The following is an 18,220-nucleotide window of genomic DNA, read 5'->3' on the forward strand; positions in this document are numbered from 1 at the left end:
CGATGGAAGGGCCGCCTTCCCCGTTCGCTCCTCTATGCGCGTAGAAAGAGGCACCACCACATGGACGTCATCTCCGTCATCCGCACCAAGCGGGACAAGGGCGAGCTCAGCCCGGAGCAGATCGACTGGGTCATCGACGCCTACACCCGCGGGGAGGTCGCCGACGAGCAGATGTCCTCGCTCGCCATGGCCATCCTGCTGAACGGCATGAACCGCGACGAGATCGCCCGCTGGACCGCGGCGATGATCGCGTCCGGCGAGCGCATGAACTTCGACGCGCTCTCCCGCCCGACCGCCGACAAGCACTCCACCGGCGGCGTCGGCGACAAGATCACCCTGCCGCTCGCCCCGCTGGTCGCCGCCTGCGGCGCGGCCGTCCCGCAGCTCTCCGGCCGCGGCCTCGGCCACACCGGCGGCACCCTGGACAAGCTGGAGTCGATCCCCGGCTGGCGCGCGCTGCTCTCCAACGAGGAGATGCTGCACGTCCTCGACACCACCGGCGCGGTGATCTGCGCGGCGGGCGACGGCCTGGCCCCCGCCGACAAGAAGCTGTACGCGCTGCGCGATGTCACCGGCACCGTCGAGGCGATCCCGCTGATCGCCTCCTCGATCATGTCGAAGAAGATCGCCGAGGGCACCGGCTCGCTGGTCCTGGACGTCAAGGTCGGCACCGGCGCCTTCATGAAGAACATCGAGGACGCCCGTGAGCTGGCCTCCACGATGGTCGCGCTCGGCACCGACAGCGGCGTGAAGACGGTGGCGCTGCTCACCGACATGTCCACCCCGCTCGGCCTGACCGCGGGCAACGCCCTGGAGGTCCGCGAGTCGGTGGAGGTCCTGGCGGGCGGCGGTCCGGCGGACGTCGTCGAGCTGACCGTGGCGCTGGCCCGCGAGATGCTGGCCGCGGCCGGCATCAAGGACGCCGACCCGGCGAAGGCGCTGGCCGACGGCTCCGCGATGGACGTCTGGCGCCGCATGATCGCCGCGCAGGGCGGCGACCCGGACGCGACTCTCCCGGTCGCCCGCGAGCAGCATGTGATCACCGCCCCGTCGTCCGGCGTGCTGACCCGCCTGGACGCGTACGACATCGGCATCGCCGCCTGGCGCCTCGGCGCGGGCCGGGCCCGCAAGGAGGACCCGGTGCAGGCGGGCGCGGGCGTCGAGCTGCACGCCAAGCCGGGCGACCCGGTGACCGCGGGCCAGCCCCTGGTGACCCTGCACACGGACACCCCGGAGAAGTTCGAGTACGCCCTGAAGTCGCTGGACGCGGCCTGGGACATCGCCCCCGAGGGCACGTCCTTCACGGCGAACCCGATCGTCCTGGACCGCATCGCGTAGTTCGGAGCGAGCCGCGAAGCGGGATACGAAGCGGGCCGAGCGGGCTGCTGGCATGTGCCAGTGACACGTTCGGGGGAACGGGACCGGTGGACCTCCGCCGGTCCCGTTCGTCATGATGGGATCGGTGTCACACCGAGAAGGAGACCGCCATGAGTGCACTCCCCGCCGATCCCGCGCCGGGCCGGCACTGGGACGAGCTTGTCCGCTTCTGGGAGGAGTCGGACTGGCCCGAGGGCAGCAAGGTGGAGATCATCGATGGGATCATTGTCGTGACACCACCACCCGCCGCACCCCATAACCGCATCGTGGAGAAACTGCATCGAAAGCTGTACTCCGTGGTGCCCGAGGACTGGAATGTCTTCGAGACCCAGGGCGTCGCTCACCCCACGCGGGGGCGGCTGTACGTTCCTGACCTCGTCGTGATCCCGGAACGGGTGATGGAGTCGCTGGAAGGCGGCGAGTCCGCTCCGATGACCGAGGTGGAACTCGTCGTGGAGGTCACGTCCTTCTCCAACGCGAGCTATGACCGGCTGAACAAGGCGGCCGCCTACGCCGAGGCCAAGGTGCCGCTCTACCTCCTTGTCGACCGCTTCGGTCCGACCGGCCCGTCGGTCACCCTCTACGGCCAGCCCAGTGACGTCTACCAAGAACTCCAGAAGGTGAGGTTCGGCGAGCGGATCCACCTCCCCGCCCCCTTCGACCTCACCATCGACACCAGCACCTTCCCGCTCGGCTGAGCCCCCGCGATGAGTTCCGCCGCCCACCACGGTCATCCCCGGTGTGGACACCACTCGCACCCTCGTCCTGCGCTTCCCCGCGCACCCCGGCCCCGCCGGCACCGCCCGGATGCTCACCCTGCTCGACACCGCCGAACCCGGCCTCGTCGTCTGTGACCTGGCCGGGCTCGTACGGGCGGACCTCACGGTCGTCGACGCCCTCGCCCGGGTCCGGCTGACCGCCGGACGGCGCGGGCACCGGGTGGCGGTGCGGGGGGTCGGCACGGAGCTCGCGGCCGTGTTCGAGCTGGTCGGGCTCGCCGGACTGCTCGAAGCCCAGGCCCCGGGGCCCTAGTCAGCGCTCTGAGGGATCCCTAGCTCCAGCTCCAGTCGATCCGTTCGGCGCGCGGCAGTTGTGTCGGGGTGTAGCCGCTCATCGTCCGGAAGGCCCGGGTGAAGTGGGCCTGGTCGTGGTAGCCCGCCCGCTCCGCCACCTGCGCGAGCGGCACACCCGCCTCCTGGAGCCGCAGGGCGTGCCCGAAGCGCAGGATGCGGGCGATGGTGGCGGGCGAGCGCCCCACCTGCTCACGGAACCTGCGCTCCAGGTGCCGCACGCTGTACAGGGTGTCGGCGGCGAGCTGCGCGGTCCTGACCCTGCCCTTCGTCCGGTGCAGTTCGCGCCAGGCCCAGGACACCTCGGGGGAGACCCGGGGGCCCGCGTCGAGGAGCGGCAGCAGCGTCCGGTCGAGCAGCGCCGCCCGCTCGCGCGGGGCGGTGGCGCGCAGCCGCTCCGGCAGCAGCCGCAGGAAGCGGGGCAGCAGCTCGGTGGGGTCCAGATCGGTGGCGTCCCAGTGCGCCATCGGCACCCCGAACAGCCGGTACGCGCCCATCGGCGTCATCCGCACCACCACCCCGCTGACCTGCCCGTCGTGGCTGGCGAGGTACGCGGAGGTGGCGGGCAGATGCGCCTGCGAGGCGATCCGCTGGACGGGCACGTCAGGCCCGGCGAGGCTGCGGGCGACCACCGGCTCGCCGAAGGCGAAGTTGATCGTGGCGACGGTGTTCGGGGTGAGGACGCGACGGCGCGGGGCCCGGTCGTAGGAGTAGCTGGAGTAGTTCCGTACGGCGGAGCGGAGCAGGGCGGCCGGCGGGAATTTCAGGCTGTGCGCGGGAGCGTCCGGATTCATCACGTCAAGAGATCTTGAGATCGCGTGCCGGGCCGGTCAATGCGTTCCCGCGCCAATCGCCGGTCGCCCGGGCTGGCTCGAACCGTCCGCACCGCCCTCGGAGCGGCCAACTCCGCTTTCCTGTCGCGTTTTTGCAATGCGGTGATCGCGGTCCGCTGGCCATGCTGGGCGCGGACGCCACGACGACGGCCCGTGGCACGCGACCGGGACGCGGCCCCGCCCCGCCCGACCCGGCCCCCCTTCTCCCCGTCGCTCTTCCCGTCGGCGGGGTGCCCGGCCTTTCCGTACCCGGGGGAACGGAAAGGCCGGGATTCACCTCGGGCCGCCGGAAGCTACGCGGGCAGCCGGTCCGGCAGGTCGAACAGCGGGAACCAGCGCTTGGTGTCGAGGAAGAAGTCCATGCCGCCGACCTTGCCGTCGTGCAGCTGGAGCACGATCAGCGCCCACGGCGCGAAGCCGCCCGACTCCGGGTCCGGGTGGTAGTGGGCGAAGGCCGGCTGGCCGTTCGCCACGGTCGGCACCAGCTTGGAGCCCCGGCACACCTCGCCGACGCCCAGCATCCAGGCCACGATGTCGTCGTGGCCGCGCAGCCACAGGTCGTACGGCGGCATGGACATCGTCGCGTCCTCGTGGAGGAGCGCGGTCAGCGCCGTCATGTCGTAGCCCTCGAAGGCCGCCACATAGCGGTCCAGGAGCGCGCGCTGCTCGTCGTCCAGCGGGTTCGCCGGGTCCGCCGCGGCCGGGGCCTGCTCGGCGAGGGTGGAACGGGCGCGCTGGAGGGCGCTGTTGACCGAGGCGACCGAGGTGCCGAGCAGCTCGGCGGCCTCGCTGGCCTTCCAGGCCAGCACCTCGCGCAGGATCAGCACCGCCCGCTGCTTCGGCGGCAGATGCTGGAGCGCGGCCACGAACGCGAGCCGCACGGTCTCCCGGGACACCGCGGTGTCCGCCGGGTCCGCCGTCGAAGGCAGCACCCGGCCGTCCGGCACCGGCTCCAGCCAGGTGATCTCGGGCCGCTCGTGCAGCCGGGCCTGCGCCACCGGGGTGGGGTCGGTCAGATCCATCGGACGGGCCCGCCGGTTGCCCGCGTTCAGCGCGTCCAGGCACACGTTGGTCGCGATCCGGTAGAGCCACGACCGCAGGGAGGAACGGCCCTCGAAGGAGTCGATCGACCGCCAGGCCCGCACCATCGTGTCCTGCACCGCGTCCTCCGCCTCGAAGGCGGAGCCCAGCATCCGGTAGCAGTAACCGGTCAGCTCCCTGCGGTACTTCTCCAGCCGTGCGTCGAGGTCATCGGTCGTCACGACGTCGCTCATCGGGTCCACCCCACTCGCCCCTCACCGGCGCCCGTCCGGCGCCGGTGAGTTCGAAGCTATCGCAGCCCACTGACAAGTCGCGGTGGAACCGCCGGGTAGGACCCCAGAGGGTGGTCCCGGCGGTCGGGGACCGTCAGGTGCCCGGCTTGCGGCCGTAGACGAAGACGTCGTCGCCGTTGCGCAGCAGGTTCCAGTACGCCTTCGCGTCGGCCGGGCGCATGTTGACGCAGCCGCCCGAACCCGGCGGGTTCCACATCGACTTGGTGGTCGAGTGGAACGCCTGACCGCCGTCGAAGAACTGCGAGTACGGCATGGAGACGTGGTAGATCGTCGACCAGTGGTTGATGTTCCGCCAGTAGATCTTCTTCGCGCCGGTCCTGGTCTCCGCGCCGTCCCGGCCGGTGCGCACCGGCACCGGGCCGTACTTCAGCCGCGAGCCGTCCTGGATCCAGGACAGCTGGCGGGTCAGGTCGACACAGGCGATCCGGCCCTTGTTGGTCGGACACTTGCGGTCCTTGTTCGGGTTGTTCCCCGCGGCCCGCTGCGCCAGCATCGTCGACATCGTGCGCCAGGTGACGGTGCCCGCGTACCCGGCGTTCGGGGTGATCCCGTGCTTCGTCTGGAACGACTGGATCGCCTTGCAGTCGGCGAGCGACTGGCGCCCGTCGACCGGGCGGCCGAGGAACTTCTCGACCTGCTTCTGGTACGGGCCGGTCGTCACGTTGCAGGACGCCGCCTGCGCCGGTGCGGCACCGACGGCCACCGTCAGCGGCAGCACCAGCGACGTCACCGCGAGGCCGATGCCCGCTCTTCTGCGTATCGCGCTCATTATCGTCAACTCCCCCTAGAGTCCTGACCTTCTAGACGAGCGGAGGAGGGTGACGGTTGCGGTCGGCGGGGCCGGGAATTCCGTCGGTTCCCGGCCCCGTGCGGGACCTCACGGACCGGGCTACGCGGCGACGCCGAGCCGGCGGTGCGCGCCGTTCCGGGCGGCGGCGGTCCGGCGCGCCTCGGCCCGGGCACTGTGCGTCCCGTACAGCGTCACCGACACCACGCCGAGCACCGCGACCAGGCCGATGACGACGGTGCCGCCCCAGCCGCCCGCGTGGAACGCGACCGCGCCGAGCGTGCCGCCGACGCTGCTGCCGAGGTAGTACGCCGACTGGTAGAGCGCCGACGCCTGCGCGCGGCCCGTCTTCGCCGTCCGGCTCACCGAGGACGACGCCACCGCGTGCCCCGCGAAGAAGCCCGCGGTGATCAGCACCAGACCGGCGAGGACGGCGGGCAGCGCGTCCGCGAGGGACAGCAGCAGACCGGCCGCCGTGGTGGAGACCGCCAGGTAGAGCGCGCCGCGGCGGCCGAGCCTGCCGACCAGCTTGCCCGCGGCGGCCGACGAGACCGTGCCCACCAGATAGACCAGGAAGATCGAGCCGACGACACCCTGCGGCAGCGAGAACGGCGCCTCGACGAGCCGGTAGCCGATCACCGTGTAGACCGCGCCGAACACCGTCATGAACAGCGCGCCGATCACGTACAGGCGCACGAGCAGCGGGTCCGCCAGATGCCTCTTCACGGTCCTGGCCAGCGCCTTCGGGTTGAGCGTCACCGGGGTGAAGTGCCGGGCCTTCGGCAGCAGCGCGCGGAACGCGAGCGCGCACCCCACCGACAGCAGACCGACCGCCGCCAGACCGGCGCGCCAGCCCCACAGCTGGGCGACCCAGCCGGTGACGATCCGGCCGCTCATGCCGCCGATGGAGTTGCCCGCGACGAACAGACCGATCGCGGCGACCAGCGCCCGCGGCCGTACCTCCTCCGCCAGGTACGCCATCGCGGACGCCGGGACACCGGCGAGCGCCGCGCCCTGCACGGCGCGCAGCGCGATCAGCGTCTCCAGGTTCGGGGCGAGCGGCACGAGCAGACCGACCGCGACGGCGACGGACAGCGAGACCGTCATCATCGGGCGGCGGCCGAAGCGCTCGGAGAGCGCGCTCAGCGGCAGGACGCACAGCGCGAGCGCGCCGGTGGCGGCGGAGACCGTCCAGGACGCGGCCGACGCGGAGGCGCCGAACTCGGCGGAGACGGCGGGCAGCAGCGCCTGCGTGGAGTAGAGGAGGGCGAAGGTGGCCAGGCCCGCGGCGAACAGCGCGAGGCTCATCCGGCGGTAGCCGGGCAGACCGGGGGTCAGGCGGGTGTCGGCGGCGGCCGGGGTGTCGGCGGCCGCCTTGGTACTGGCGTCAGGCATGCCTCGAACGTAGGACGGCCCGGTTCATGCGTCCAATGCATGGAACTGCTGTAATCGATCCCATGGTGCATGAGTACAGGTCACAGCCTCGCCTGTCACCGAACAGTAACGAAGAAGACATGGGACTGCTGCTCGCGCCGCGGCTCGCGTACTTCGCCGCCGTCGCCCGGCACGAGCATGTGACCAGGGCCGCGGCCGATCTCGGGGTGCCCCAGTCGACCCTGTCGCGGGCCATGGTCCGGCTGGAGGAGGACCTCGGCGTCGCCCTGTTCGCCCGCCGCGGCCGCACCGTCTCGCTCACCCCGGCGGGCCGCCGTTTCCTGGCCGCCGCCGAGAAGGCGCTCACCGAGGTCGAACGGGCCGCCGACACCGTACGGGCGGACGCCGACCCCGGCGCCGGACGGGTCGCGTTCGGCTTCCTGCACACCATGGGCTCCGAGACGGTGCCCGCGCTGCTGCGCGCCTTCCGCGTCGACCATCCGCGGGTCCGCTTCACCCTGGTGCAGAACTACGGCGAGGCGATGATCGACCGGCTGCGCGCCGGTGACCTCGACCTGTGCCTGACCTCGCCGGTGCCGGACGCGCCCGGTCTGGTGGCCCGGCGGCTCGACGAACAGCGGCTGCGGCTCGTGGTGCCGGACGACCACCGGCTCGCCGGGCGCAAGCGGATCCGGCTCGCGGAGGCCGCCGACGAGACCTTCGTGACCCTGGAACCGGGGTACGGGCTGCGCCGGATCACCGACGACCTGTGCGCCCAGGCCGGGTTCAAGCCGCGCATCGCGTTCGAGGGCGAGGAGGCCGAGACGCTGCGCGGGCTCGTCGCGGCCGGTCTCGGGGTCGCGCTGCTGCCGCCGCCCGCGGTGGCCAGGCCCGGCGTGGTGGAACTGGGCGTGACCTCGCCGCGCGCGGTCCGGGAGATCGGGGTGGCCTGGCTCGACGGACATCCGGACACCCCGCCGGTGGCCGCGTTCAAGAAGTTCCTGCTCGGCAAGCGGGGCAGCCTGCTGCCGGAGTGAGCCGTGGGCCCGGAATGAGCCGTGGGCCCGGAGTGGGCCCCGGCCGGGGTCAGCGCAGCGAGCGGCCGAAGCCCGCCGCGAGCGGCATCCGCAGCCCGAGTGGCGGCGGCGCGGCCATCGCGTCCGCGAGCGGCCGGCTCTGCGGGTGCGCGAACAGCGTCGAGAGCACGAAGTCGGCGGCGAGCGCGTGCACTTCGTCGTGGTACTGGCGCAGCGCGTGGCCGTCCGCGTGCACCTCGAAGCGGCAGGTGTCCCGGTTGGACTTCTTGGCCCGCTCGGCGAACCGGTAGCTCAGCTCCGGGTCGGTGCGGGCGTCGTTGGTGCCGTGCACGATCAGCACCCGGCGGCCCACCAGCTGGCGCACCGGCTCGGGGGTCGCCGCCCGGTCGTCCTCGGGCAGCCAGGGCGCGACCGCGAGCACCGCGGCGACCGCCGAGTGCCCGCCCGCGCGCAGCGCGGCCCGGCCGCCCATGCCCCGGCCGACCAGGCAGACCGGGACGTCGCCGTAGCGCCGTACCGCCTCCGACACCGCCCACTCGGCGTCCGTCGCCAGCTGGGTGTCCGTACCGTTCCAGCCCCGGCCCCGGTAGCGGACCACGTGCGCGACCAGGCCGTCGGCCCGCCCGGCCCGTACCAGCTGCCGTCCCAGCGGCAACGCGGCCGCGTGGGCCCGTACCGACGGTCCGCGCCCGGACGACGGCTCACCGTCCGGCAGCAACAGGACCACCCCACCGGCCTCGTTGACCGGATTCGTCGCTCCGACGGGCCGACCGAGCCGGGGTGTCCGGGAGCCGGTCGTTCCCACGAGTGCGTAGTGCGCCATGACGGAACAGTCTCAGAAGCCGAGGTGTACGTCAGCAGTACGAGCGGTCAACTGGCCGTGAATGTTGCTCAGTTTTCGGTCCGGTGTCAGTCCGGCGCAACGTGGCCGTGGCCGGCCGCCGGTCCTGCGTTCGACCGGTGGTTCGAGCGGCGGCCGGTCCCGCCGGGGCACGGGCCCGCCCGGCCCGCCCGGCCCGCCCGTGTCGCTCAGGCCCGCTCGAAGGCCGTCATCGTGCCCAGCGGCGCGAAGCCGCGGCGCGCGTACCAGTGCCGGGGCCAGTCGTCGCCGAAGGCGATCAGGAAGACGGTCGGGCAGCCCGCCGCGTCGGCCGCGCGCAGCGCGGTGTCCAGGACGGCCGTCGCATGGCCCTGTCCCAGCCGGGACCCGGCGGTGACCAGATCCTCCACCTGGGCCAGGCCGGTGGCCGGATCCAGATAGAGGTCCGCCCAGGAGGCCGCCTCGCCGGACTCGTCGTGCGAGGCGAGGAACCGTACGTCGGCGGCGCCCCTGCGGCGGGCCGCCCGGCGCTCCACCAGGGTGTCGATCACCTCGTCGGACTCGCCCGGCAGGAACCGGCGCCAGCTCTCGGCCACCGGGCCGCGCAGCGCGGGCAGGTCGACCTCACGGGCGCCGCCGGTCGCGGGCACCTCGCCGTCGGTACGGGCCATCACCACGAGCTCGCTCCGGGTGTACCCGGCGGCGACCAGCGGCCCCGCGCACGCGTCGGCGGTCGCCTCGTCGGCGATGTACACCGCCCGGTGCGGCAGATGCCCGAGCAGCCGCTCCACCCGCCCGGGCAGCGCCTCGGGATCGGTGGGCCCGGTCACCAGAACGTGGTTGTCGCCCCGGGACAGCGCGTAGGCGTCGTCGAGCGCGGCGAAGCCACCGGGGAAGTCGACCGTACGGGCGGCCTTGCGCCGGGTGAAGGCGGCGACGAACTCCTCGACCCGGCGGCGCAGCGCGGCGGTGTCGCCGGTGGCGCCCGTGGTGTCGGCGTCGGCGTCGGCGTCGGTGGCGTCGTCGGGGCCGGGGCCGGGCGTGCTGTGCGGTGCGACGGTCATACCGGCAGGTTAGGGGGCCACGGCCACCGTACGCACCGGAAATTCGGGCTTTCGATACGGCGCCGAGGGGCGCGCTCTACGCGCGTAGGCGCTACAGTGCGGCAATGACGAGCCAGATCCCCAGCATCCCCACCGCGGACCAGATCCGCCGCGCCCCGAAGGTCCTGCTGCACGACCATCTCGACGGCGGGCTGCGCCCCGGCACGATCATCGAACTCGCCCAGGCCCAGGGGTACGAGAACCTTCCGGAGACCGAGCCCGACAAGCTCGGCATCTGGTTCCGGGAGGCCGCCGACTCCGGTTCCCTGGAGCGCTATCTGGAGACCTTCGCCCACACCTGCGCCGTCATGCAGACCCGTGACGCGCTGGTCCGGGTCGCCGCCGAGTGCGCCGTCGACCTCGCCGAGGACGGCGTGGTCTACGCGGAGGTCCGCTACGCCCCCGAGCAGCACCTGGAGGGCGGTCTCAGCCTCGAAGAGGTCGTCGAGGCGGTCAACGAGGGCTTCCGGGAGGGCGAGCGGCAGGCCAGGGCCAACGGCCACCGGATCCGGGTGGGCGCGCTGCTCACCGCGATGCGGCACGCCGCCCGCTCCCTGGAGATCGCCGAACTGGCCAACCGCTACCGCGACTCCGGCGTCGTCGGCTTCGACATCGCGGGCGCCGAGGCCGGCTTCCCGCCCACCCGGCACCTGGACGCCTTCGAGTACCTGAAGCGCGAGAACAACCACTTCACCATCCACGCGGGCGAGGCGTTCGGTCTGCCGTCGATCTGGCAGGCGCTCCAGTGGTGCGGTGCCGACCGGCTCGGGCACGGGGTGCGGATCATCGACGACATCGAGGTCGCCGAGGACGGCACGGTCACCCTCGGGCGGCTCGCCGCGTACGTCAGGGACAAGCGCATCCCGCTGGAGATGTGCCCGACCTCCAATCTGCAGACCGGCGCGGCCACCTCGTACGAGGACCACCCCATCGGTCTGCTGCGCAAGCTGCACTTCCGCACCACGGTCAACACCGACAACCGGTTGATGAGCGGCACCAGCATGAGCCGGGAATTCGAATTCCTGGTCGAGGCGTTCGGCTACACGCTCGACGACATGCAGTGGTTCACGGTCAATGCGATGAAATCAGCGTTCATTCCTTTCGATGAACGCCTCGCGATGATCAACGACGTGATCAAGCCCGGATATGCCGAGCTGAAGTCCGAATGGCTGTTCCAGCAGACCGCCACCACCAGCGAGTCTGCGCAGGCGGCGGGCTGACCGCCGCTCTCAGGACCGGATCGACGGCGGTCGGGCGCACCACGCCCGGCCGCCGTCCGGTGTTTGCGGCGAGGGCGTTGGATGGTTAGCTTGCGTAGCCACTCGGCATTCGCATTCTCCGTTCCCCGTTTTCGGACGCCGAAATCCCGCCGCTCTTTGGGTCCTTGCCCCGTCGTCCCGAGGCGCATCTGAGATCCACCTGAGATTCCCTGAGGAAGATTTTCTGATGAAGCAGTCTGCCGCCAAGACGCTCGGTGTCGCCGCTCTCGGTGCCGCCTTCGCCGCTGCCGCCGCCGGTACGGCCACCGCCGCCCCGGCCCTGCCCGCCGCGGGCCCCGAACTGCTCAGCAACGTCACCAAGGTGGTGCCGCTCGGCGAGGACCTCACCGAGCTCCCGGCGAACGCGGGCCAGGCCCTGGCCGGTGGCGAGACCGCTGTCGGTGCCGGTGCCGACCAGGCCATGAAGCAGCTGCCGGGCGCGGTCGACCAGGCGCGGAACCTGCCGGGCGAGGTGCAGAAGCAGGCGGGCAGCATCCCCCTGGAGGGCGCCCAGGCCGGCCTGAAGAACACCCCGCTCGGCGCGGTCGGCGACCTCGCGGGCGGCACCCCGGTCGGCGGTCTGCTCGGCGGCCTGCCGGTCGGCGGCGGCGCGCTCCCGCTGTAGCGCCCACGCGCACCTCACGTACGACCTCATGGACGACCTCACGTACGACCTTCACGTACGAGGTCTCCTACGAGGTCTCGGCGAGGTCCCGTACGACGAAGGGGCGCCCGTCCGGAAGTCCGGACGGGCGCCCCTTCGTCGTACCGAGCTCGTCGGCGAGTCGGCGAGTCGGCGAATCAGTGAGTCAGTGAGTCAGTGAGTCAGTGAGCGGGCGGGCGGGCGGGGCTACCAGGCGGTGCTCGCCTGCTTCTCGCCCGGCAGCAGCACCCACAGCGCTATGTAGAGCAGGAACTGCGGGCCGGGCAGCAGACACGAGGCGAGGAAGATCAGGCGCATCGCCGTCGCGGAGATGCCGAAGCGCCGGGCCAGACCCGCGCACACTCCGCCGATCATGCGTCCTTCGCGGGGGCGGATGAGTGCGGCCATGGTGGGCTCCTTCGGTCCAGGTTTCTCGGTCTTTCCGATGTCTCCATCGTGCCGCCTGACCTGGGCGAAAGCCTCACTCTAGGGAGCGATCCCGACCCTGGGAATCGTCGGGGTCGACCCCTGAGAAGCAACCCTGGACATCCTCCCCGAGGAGGAGGGGCCACCCGTACCCGGCGCCGGACGCCGGGCGGGCGCGCGGTCCGAGGGCTCCCGCCGTCCGCCGGTACGGCCCCGGCGCAGCCGGGCCCGCGCGGCCGGGACGAGCAGCAGATGGGCGAGGGCGACCCCGGTGGTGTTCAGGAGGACCGAGTCGACGTCCACGACCTGCCCGGGCACCGCGGTCTGCAACAGCTCGATCGCGAGCGAGACCAGACCGCCCGCCGCCGTCGTCCGGGCCAGCGAGGCCAGCGGCGACACCGAGAGCCGGCCGTCCGCCATCGGCAGCAGCACCCCGAGCGGGGCGAGCAGCAGCAGACCGCCGCCGATCCGCCGTACCGCCTCGGCGGGACCGAGCGCCAGATCGATCCGGATCCCGGCCAGCGGGGTGAGGTTCGGGGCGGTCACCCAGGCCACGTCGCGCGGCCGGAGCGTCACCCAGGCGACGAGCAGTAGATGCGCGAGGAGGAGGGCGAACCCCGCCACGCGTACGACCTTGGCGACGCTGTCGCCACCACTGCCCGAACCGTCCGAACCTTGACGCTGCACGTCCCCCAAGACGCACACCCCGGCGCGAACGGTTCCGTGACCAGCGCCACGCCCCCCTGGGGGGTGCTCAGGCGGCCGGTGCGGACGAGGTGGCCGGGGGCCGCGGCGCCGAGCCGGCCGGGCCGGACGGGACCGCCGACTCGGGCCGCTCCTTCAGCTCGCCCGTACAGACGTAACGGCGCGGCTCGTACGGTCCAGGACCGCCGAGCACCACCGAGTCGCCGCCCGCAGTGCCGCCCGCGCGGGCGGACTCGCCCGCCGCGCTCTCGCCGAAGGTGCAGACGATCTGCGCGAGCGCCGTCGGCGGCAGGTCCTCCGGCTGGCGGCTGAGCCGCAGGGTGCCCGCCGGGTCGCCCTTGCGGGCCGGGGACACCACGAGGGGGCCCTTCACGGCGGTGCCGAACCCGGCCTGCCGCTCCTCGTCGGACGGCTCGCTCTCCAGCTGGGTGAGCAGCGCCTGCGCGGTCCGCACCGGATCGCCCGCCACCTTCTCCTCGGGCAGCGGCGACCTGCGGTCCACCGCCTCCAGCTGCGCCCCGCACACCAGGTACACCCGCAGCGGCAGCCCGCCGGTCCGCCCGCCGCCGTTGCCGGAGTCCTCCGGCACGCTGCACGGCACCCGGGTCGGGGCCGCGCCCGCGTCGACCGGCACCGAGGTGGTCCGGATCCCGCAGCCCGCGAGCAGAACGGCACCCAGCGCGGCGGCGAGGACGGTGCCGAGACCTGTGCCGAGACCTGTGCCGAGACCGGTGCCCAGGGGAGCCCGCCCCGCCGTCGTCGCCTTCCCGTGACGGATCAACGCCCCTCCACCTCGTCCGGCTCCCCGGTGACCGCCGACGCGTCCCTGGGCAGCCGCAGCACGAACACCGCGCCGTCCACGTGCCCGTCCGCGTCCGTGGAGTTGTCGGCGGTGATCGAACCGCCGTGGATCAGCGCGTTCTCCATGGCGATGGAGAGACCGAGACCGCTGCCGTCCGAACGCGGGCGCGAGGCGCTCGCCTTGTAGAAACGGTCGAAGACGTGCGGCAGCACCTCGGCCGGGATGCCGGGCCCGTGGTCGCGCACCGCGATCACCAGCTCCTCGCCCGTACCGCCCGCACCACCCTCGCCCTCGGCACCGGGACCGGCCTCCGTGCGCACCGACACCCGCACCGGCGAACCGCCGTGCTTGAGCGCGTTGCCGATCAGGTTGGCCAGGATGACGTCCAGGCGGCGCGGGTCGAGCCGGGCCATGATGCCGCGCTCGGCGTCCAGGTCCACGGCGTCCAGCCAGGCCCGGGCGTCGATGCAGGCGGTGATCTGGTCGGCCAGGTCCACGTCGTCCAGGACCAGCCGCGCGGTGCCCGCGTCGAAGCGGGTCACCTCCATCAGGTTCTCCACCAGGGTGTTGAGCCGGTGGGTCTCGCTGACCACCAGGGCCACCGCGGGCGCGATCATCGGGTCGAGGCCGTCCTGCTCGTCCTCCAGGACCTCGGTCACGGCGGTCAGCGCGGTCAGCGGGGTGCGCAGCTCGTGCGACATGTCGGCGACGAAGCGGCGGCTCGCCTCCTCGCGCGCGCTCATGTCCGCGACCTTCTTCTGCAGCGACTCGGCGGCGCCGTTGAACGTACGGGAGAGGTCGGCCAGTTCGTCGGCGCCGGTGACCCGGAGCCGGGTGTCGAGCTTGCCCTCGCCGAGCTGCCGGGCGGCCTCGCCGAGCCGGTGCACCGGCCGCAGCACGGTGGTGGCCGCGACCTGCGCGAGCAGCACCGAACCGATCACCGCGAGCCCGGTGGCGATACCCAGCGACCAGCCGAGCGAGTTCAGGTCGGCCTTCTCGGCGGCCAGCGACTTGAACATGTAGCCGGTCGGCCCGCCGCCGTCGATCTTCGTGCCGCCCACCAGGTACGGCGTCGAACCGCGCTGGGTGCGCTGCCAGAACAGGTGGTACGGGTACGGGTTGGCGTCCGACACCGGGCGCTTCGTCGTCACCGCCGAGCGCAGCGACACCGGCACGTCCGCGAGCGTGAACATGTCCGGGTCGGAGGCGCCGACGATCGGCTTGCCCGCGTCCCGCTCACCGATCAGCAGCACGCTGTAGCCCGCGCTGCCGCTCGCCATCTGCTCGGCGGTGCGCCGCAGTTCCTCCTCGGTGGGCCGCCCCGGCAGCGTCGCCGCCCGGTTCTGCATCTCCTGCCGGAAGTCGTTGAGCGAGCCGTCCTGGGTGCGCTTGAGCACCGCCTCGCGGTTCAGCCAGTACGCGATGCCGGACGCCGACACGGCCGCGGTGAGCGCGACCAGGGCGAAGACGACGACGAGCCGGAGCCGCAGGCTGGTCAGCCGGAGCACCGAGATGATCCCTTTGCTCACGCAGGGACGTCCAGCCGGTAGCCGACACCCCGGACGGTACGGATCAGCGTCGGCGACGACGGCACGTCCTCGACCTTCGCGCGCAGCCGCTGCACACAGGCGTCGACGAGCCGCGAGTCGCCCAGGTAGTCGTGCTCCCAGACCAGCCGCAGCAACTGCTGCCGGGACAGCGCCTGTCCGGGCCGCCGGCTCAGCTCCAGGAGCAGCCGCAGCTCGGTCGGCGTGAGCTGCAGGTCCTCCCCGTTCTTCGTCACGGTCATCGCGGAGCGGTCGATCACCAGCGAGCCGAAGGTGGCCGAGTCGGTGGACTCCCGTTCGCCGCGCCGCAGCACGGCGCGGATCCGGGCGTCGAGCACCCGGCCCTGCACCGGCTTGACCACGTAGTCGTCGGCGCCGGACTCCAGGCCGACGACCACGTCGATGTCGTCGCTGCGGGCCGTGAGCAGGATGATCGGCAGCTGGTCCGTGCGCCGGATGCGACGGCACACCTCGAAGCCGTCGATGCCGGGCAGCATCACGTCGAGCACGACCAGGTCGGGCCGCTGTTCCTTCAGCAGCTTCAGGCCGTCCTCGCCCGTCGCCGCGGTGGCCACACGGTGGCCCTGGCGGGACAGCGAGAGTTCGAGGGCCGTGCGGATGGCGTCGTCGTCCTCGATCAGCAACAGGAAAGGCACGGCCTCATTCTGTCCCATGCGGCCGCCGGAGTTCGACCGTCCCGTCAGGACCTTCCGTCAGGACCTTCCGGCAGGACCTTCCGGCAGGACCCTCCGTCATGACCCTGTGCCGTCCCGCCCGGGCACGGGGGCCTGTGACACGGCTGTGACAGTCGAAGGACACCGCCATGAAGTGGGCCGGGCAGGCTTCTCGACATCAAGGACCTGCATCGAGCGACTACGGCTCACGGACTCCAACCGACGGGGGGCGCGAAATGAACGCACTGCACAGCACCACCTCCAGCGCAGTTGTCACGCGTCTCCACGACGTCACGCGGAGCGAGAAGGCGGGTGAGAAGTCCGGCGTCGTGAACCAGCGGGGGTGCGTGCGCGGTGTCGGGCGTCAGCGCAAGGCGCCGCACATGGTCGCCGTCGCTGACGGGGCAGCGGCGTACGGGGAGGTCACGGGGGAGCGTTCCTGCTCGGAGGCCGAGTTCACGGCCTACGTCCAGGAGCGCCGGGCCTCCCTGTACGCCACCGCCTATCACCTGACCGGTGACCGGTTCGAGGCCGAGGACCTGCTCCAGAGCGCGCTGTTCTCCACGTACCGCGCCTGGGACCGGATCAGCGACAAGGCCGCGGTCGGCGGCTATCTGCGCCGCACCATGACGAATCTGCACATCAGCGCCTGGCGGCGGCGCAAGCTCAACGAGTACCCGACCGAGGAGCTCCCGGAGACGGTGGGCGAGACGGACGCGATGCGCGGCACCGAACTGCGCGCGGTCCTCTGGCAGGCGCTGGCCCGTCTGCCCGAGCTCCAGCGCACGATGCTGGTCCTGCGCTACTACGAGGGCCGCACCGACCCGGAGATCGCGGAGATCCTGGACATCAGTGTCGGCACGGTGAAGTCGAGCATCTGGCGGTCGCTGCGGCGGCTGCGCGAGGACGAGGTGCTGAGCTTCGGCCGTGACGAGGAGGAGTCCTTCGGCGAGCTCGTCGCCTGAGGACGTACGGGGGGACCACGGGGGAAAACGGGGGATCACGGGGGAAACGGGGGGACCGTACGGGGGTACGGGGTACGGGGGTACCAGGCGCGGGTCGGACAGGCGGGGGTCTTGTCCGGCCCGCGCCGCCATGTGCGGACGCGGACCGGCGGACCGGGCCACGGCGGCCCCGGGGTGTCAGCGCGCGGTGGGGACCCGGCAGCGCCCGGCGGCCGCGGCGGCGAGCCGGCCGAGGGCCTCGTCCCTGGCGCACGGGTGGGCGCCCAGGGCGGCCTGCCGGGCCACGATGGAACGCTCGGCGCGCATCAGGCGCCAGCCGCGGCGCAGCAGGAAGGTGACCGACTTGCGGCCCTCCTTGAGGTCCCTGAGCAGCCGGCGGCGGAACGTGGTCGACGGGCGGCCGCGCAGGCACAGCGCGTCGGCGAGCACCCCGAGCTCACGGCAGCGGTCCACGATGTCGGCGGCGAAGATGCCCTCGGCGACGAACAGCGGGGTGCGCTCGATGTCCAGCGTCTCGTGGTCGACCCGGGCGCTGATCGAGATGTCGTAGACCGGCACGTCGGTGCGGCCGGTGCGGCACAGCTCGCCGATCGCGGCGAGGGCCGCGTCCGCGTCCCAGGAACGCGGGGAGTCCCAGTCGATGTCCTCGCTGCCCTCGACAAGGGGCAGCGTCGGGTCGTCGGCCTCCTTGTAGAAGTCGTCGAGGCGCAGGACGGGCAGTCCGCTGCGGGCGGCGAGGGACGACTTGCCGGAGCCGGAGGGGCCCGCGAGCAGGACGACCCGGGTCGGGATCGGTAGGGAACTCACGGGACACCAGTGTGACGCATTACCCCGTGCGGGGGACCCCTGAGGAGGCCCGTTGGTATCGAGCATCACACCGCCACTACTGTCGGTGCCCGCTCCATCACTCCTCGGAAGGGTTTTTCGACCTCATGGCGCGTCACGCAGATTCCCGGACCTCCCGCCGTACCGCCGCGCTGCTCAGGGCGGGCCTCACCGTGACGGCGGCCGGCGCCGCCGTCCTCGGCGCGGGCGCCGTCGCCCAGGCCGCCGCCCCGCTGCCGCTGCCGCTGGACTCGCTGACCCAGGCGGACGCGGGCGCGGCCCTGACGGGCGTCGGCCACGGCGTGGCCCCGCTGACCGAGCTCCAGCTGGACCCGCTGGCGAACACGGGCGTCGACCCGCTGGACAACGGCCTCGCCACCCAGATCGCCGACTTCCAGCCGGTCGGCACGACCACGGCGACGGACCTCGTCACCAAGGGCGGCGCGCTGGCGGACCTCCCGCTGGCGGGCCCGGCGGTGCGGGGGCTGCTGCCGTAGCGGGGCACAGCGCGGCGAAGAGGGCCGGGGGGCCCCCCCCGCGGGGGGGGGGGGGGCGCGCCCGCCGCGGGGGGTGGAGGGGGGGGGGGGGCGGGGGGGGGGGTGGGCGCGGCGGGGGGACACAGCTCGGGGATGGTTGTGG

The 18,220-nt window shown here is 72.7% G+C and carries 20 protein-coding genes; 8 read left to right on the forward strand and 12 right to left on the reverse strand.

The annotated features are described in order from the left end of the window. The first annotated feature begins 60 nt into the window (after positions 1–60). From ACIPXM_RS03565 to ACIPXM_RS03575, 3 genes are all read left to right on the forward strand, one after another. Entirely contained in the window at positions 61–1,338 is a 1,278-nt protein-coding gene (locus ACIPXM_RS03565; RefSeq protein WP_401651493.1) for a thymidine phosphorylase, read from the forward strand. Positions 1,339–1,487: 149 nt separating this feature from the next. Then, complete coding sequence (locus ACIPXM_RS03570; RefSeq protein ID WP_401651495.1) at positions 1,488–2,075, forward strand: Uma2 family endonuclease; 588 nt, start codon at positions 1,488–1,490, stop codon at positions 2,073–2,075. 43 nt (positions 2,076–2,118) lie between these two features. Next, the gene (locus tag ACIPXM_RS03575; protein ID WP_401651496.1) at positions 2,119–2,409 is read left to right on the forward strand and encodes an STAS domain-containing protein; all 291 of its coding nucleotides are present in this window, start codon (positions 2,119–2,121) and stop codon (positions 2,407–2,409) included. Between the two features lie 19 nt (positions 2,410–2,428). On the opposite strand, the gene ACIPXM_RS03580 is transcribed toward ACIPXM_RS03575, so the two are convergent. The 4 genes from ACIPXM_RS03580 to ACIPXM_RS03595 all read right to left on the reverse strand — a co-directional run bounded on the left by ACIPXM_RS03580 (position 2,429) and on the right by ACIPXM_RS03595 (position 6,796). Continuing rightward, a complete protein-coding gene (locus tag ACIPXM_RS03580; protein ID WP_401651498.1) occupies positions 2,429–3,241 on the reverse strand; it encodes a helix-turn-helix domain-containing protein in 813 nt (270 codons plus the stop codon). Positions 3,242–3,573: 332 nt separating this feature from the next. After that, a complete protein-coding gene (locus ACIPXM_RS03585) occupies positions 3,574–4,554 on the reverse strand; it encodes a sigma-70 family RNA polymerase sigma factor (RefSeq protein WP_401651500.1) in 981 nt (326 codons plus the stop codon). A 133-nt stretch (positions 4,555–4,687) separates the two neighbouring features. After that, positions 4,688–5,383, reverse strand: coding sequence for a L,D-transpeptidase (locus ACIPXM_RS03590; protein WP_401651502.1), 696 nt, complete (start codon positions 5,381–5,383; stop codon positions 4,688–4,690). Positions 5,384–5,503: 120 nt separating this feature from the next. Beyond that, positions 5,504–6,796: an MFS transporter gene (locus tag ACIPXM_RS03595; RefSeq protein ID WP_401651504.1), complete on the reverse strand. Its 1,293-nt coding sequence runs from the start codon at positions 6,794–6,796 to the stop codon at positions 5,504–5,506. Between the two features lie 62 nt (positions 6,797–6,858). On the opposite strand from ACIPXM_RS03595, the gene ACIPXM_RS03600 reads away from it, so the two are divergent. Beyond that, a complete protein-coding gene (locus ACIPXM_RS03600) occupies positions 6,859–7,812 on the forward strand; it encodes a LysR family transcriptional regulator (protein WP_401651506.1) in 954 nt (317 codons plus the stop codon). A gap of 49 nt (positions 7,813–7,861) precedes the next feature. Here ACIPXM_RS03600 and ACIPXM_RS03605 read toward each other — a convergent pair whose 3' ends face one another. Further along, positions 7,862–8,635 carry an alpha/beta hydrolase gene (locus ACIPXM_RS03605; protein WP_401651508.1) on the reverse strand — a complete coding sequence of 258 codons (774 nt, stop codon included), beginning with the start codon at positions 8,633–8,635 and terminating at the stop codon, positions 7,862–7,864. Positions 8,636–8,841: 206 nt separating this feature from the next. Further along, on the reverse strand, positions 8,842–9,696 hold the full coding sequence (locus ACIPXM_RS03610) for a GNAT family N-acetyltransferase (RefSeq protein ID WP_401651510.1): 855 nt from the start codon (positions 9,694–9,696) through the stop codon (positions 8,842–8,844). Between the two features lie 104 nt (positions 9,697–9,800). Between ACIPXM_RS03610 and ACIPXM_RS03615 the strand changes: the two genes are divergently transcribed. Both ACIPXM_RS03615 and ACIPXM_RS03620 read left to right on the forward strand, forming a co-directional pair. Beyond that, positions 9,801–10,955 (forward strand): adenosine deaminase, encoded by a 1,155-nt coding sequence (locus tag ACIPXM_RS03615; RefSeq protein WP_401651512.1) that lies wholly within the window; start codon positions 9,801–9,803, stop codon positions 10,953–10,955. A 226-nt stretch (positions 10,956–11,181) separates the two neighbouring features. Further along, positions 11,182–11,619 carry a hypothetical protein gene (locus ACIPXM_RS03620; RefSeq protein WP_401651514.1) on the forward strand — a complete coding sequence of 146 codons (438 nt, stop codon included), beginning with the start codon at positions 11,182–11,184 and terminating at the stop codon, positions 11,617–11,619. 225 nt (positions 11,620–11,844) lie between these two features. Here ACIPXM_RS03620 and ACIPXM_RS03625 read toward each other — a convergent pair whose 3' ends face one another. From ACIPXM_RS03625 to afsQ1, 5 genes are all read right to left on the reverse strand, one after another. Then, a complete protein-coding gene (locus ACIPXM_RS03625; protein ID WP_401651516.1) occupies positions 11,845–12,045 on the reverse strand; it encodes a PspC domain-containing protein in 201 nt (66 codons plus the stop codon). Between the two features lie 78 nt (positions 12,046–12,123). Continuing rightward, a complete protein-coding gene (locus tag ACIPXM_RS03630) occupies positions 12,124–12,750 on the reverse strand; it encodes a VanZ family protein (protein ID WP_401651517.1) in 627 nt (208 codons plus the stop codon). 67 nt (positions 12,751–12,817) lie between these two features. Then, complete coding sequence (locus ACIPXM_RS03635; protein ID WP_401652481.1) at positions 12,818–13,546, reverse strand: hypothetical protein; 729 nt, start codon at positions 13,544–13,546, stop codon at positions 12,818–12,820. Further along, positions 13,546–15,099, reverse strand: a complete 1,554-nt coding sequence (locus ACIPXM_RS03640; RefSeq protein WP_401651519.1) for an ATP-binding protein — start codon at positions 15,097–15,099, stop codon at positions 13,546–13,548. Before ACIPXM_RS03640 ends, ACIPXM_RS03635 begins: the two co-directional genes overlap by 1 nt. Then, complete coding sequence (gene afsQ1, locus ACIPXM_RS03645) at positions 15,096–15,773, reverse strand: two-component system response regulator AfsQ1 (RefSeq protein ID WP_181019089.1); 678 nt, start codon at positions 15,771–15,773, stop codon at positions 15,096–15,098. Before afsQ1 ends, ACIPXM_RS03640 begins: the two co-directional genes overlap by 4 nt. Before the next feature lie 254 nt (positions 15,774–16,027). On the opposite strand from afsQ1, the gene ACIPXM_RS03650 reads away from it, so the two are divergent. Beyond that, positions 16,028–16,756, forward strand: a complete 729-nt coding sequence (locus ACIPXM_RS03650; RefSeq protein ID WP_401651521.1) for a SigE family RNA polymerase sigma factor — start codon at positions 16,028–16,030, stop codon at positions 16,754–16,756. A 177-nt stretch (positions 16,757–16,933) separates the two neighbouring features. Here the strand turns inward: ACIPXM_RS03650 and ACIPXM_RS03655 are convergent, their stop codons facing one another. Next, the gene (locus ACIPXM_RS03655) at positions 16,934–17,629 is read right to left on the reverse strand and encodes a uridine kinase (protein ID WP_401651523.1); all 696 of its coding nucleotides are present in this window, start codon (positions 17,627–17,629) and stop codon (positions 16,934–16,936) included. 59 nt (positions 17,630–17,688) lie between these two features. On the opposite strand from ACIPXM_RS03655, the gene ACIPXM_RS03660 reads away from it, so the two are divergent. Continuing rightward, a complete protein-coding gene (locus tag ACIPXM_RS03660) occupies positions 17,689–18,078 on the forward strand; it encodes a hypothetical protein (protein ID WP_401651525.1) in 390 nt (129 codons plus the stop codon). Positions 18,079–18,220 lie beyond the last annotated feature (142 nt).

The organism is Streptomyces sp. NPDC090025, from assembly GCF_044748125.1.
In the GTDB taxonomy this organism is placed as follows: Bacteria; Actinomycetota; Actinomycetes; order Streptomycetales; family Streptomycetaceae; genus Streptomyces.